This is a genomic window from Paraburkholderia sp. RL17-380-BIE-A (assembly GCF_046028085.1).
In the GTDB taxonomy this organism is placed as follows: Bacteria; Pseudomonadota; Gammaproteobacteria; order Burkholderiales; family Burkholderiaceae; genus Paraburkholderia.
This window is the reverse complement of record NZ_JARESQ010000053.1, coordinates 1-684: the sequence shown is the minus strand read 5'-3', so window position 1 is coordinate 684 and position 684 is coordinate 1. Positions and strand designations below refer to the sequence as shown.

At 60.2% G+C, this 684-nt stretch carries 1 protein-coding gene and 1 pseudogene; both read left to right on the top strand.

Going from position 1 to position 684, the window contains the following annotated elements; genetic code table 11:
* Positions 1 to 114, top strand: a pseudogene (locus P0D68_RS35645) (cytochrome oxidase putative small subunit CydP); the annotation flags it as partial.
* Positions 104 to 684 (top strand): cytochrome ubiquinol oxidase subunit I (locus P0D68_RS35485; protein ID WP_408303736.1); only part of this gene is annotated, 581 nt, incomplete at its 3' end. The pseudogene P0D68_RS35645 and the gene P0D68_RS35485, both read left to right, overlap by 11 nt.

The following is a 684-nucleotide window of genomic DNA, read 5'->3' as shown; positions in this document are numbered from 1 at the left end:
TTCTTCAACCATCCACAGGCAGAGCACATGTCGCTCCCGCCTGAGCAAGTCGCGCAGGCGCTGCTGTCCGTGCCTGCCTCGCATCCGTCCCAAGGTGATCAACATGCCCGTTAGCGAAGTCGTAGAACTGTCGCGCCTCCAGTTCGCCATCACGGCGCTCTATCACTTCCTGTTCGTGCCGCTCACGCTCGGCCTGTCCTGGCTGCTCGTCATCATGGAATCCGTCTACGTGATGACCGGCAAGCAGATCTACAAGGACATGACCCAGTTCTGGGGCAAGCTGTTCGGCATCAACTTTGCCATGGGCGTCACCACCGGCCTCACGCTCGAATTCCAGTTCGGCACCAACTGGTCGTACTACTCGCATTACGTGGGCGACATTTTCGGCGTGCCGCTCGCCGTCGAAGGCCTGATGGCGTTCTTCCTCGAGTCCACCTTCGTCGGCCTGTTCTTCTTTGGCTGGAAGCGTCTCTCGAAGGTCCAGCACGTGGGCGTCACGTTCCTCGTCGCGCTCGGCTCGAACCTCTCGGCGCTGTGGATTCTGGTGGCCAACGGTTGGATGAACAATCCGGTCGGCGCCACCTTCAACTACCAGACCATGCGCATGGAGCTCGACAGCATCTTCTCCGTGCTGTTCAATCCGGTCGCGCAGGTCAAGTTCGTGCACACCGTCTCGGCGGGCTA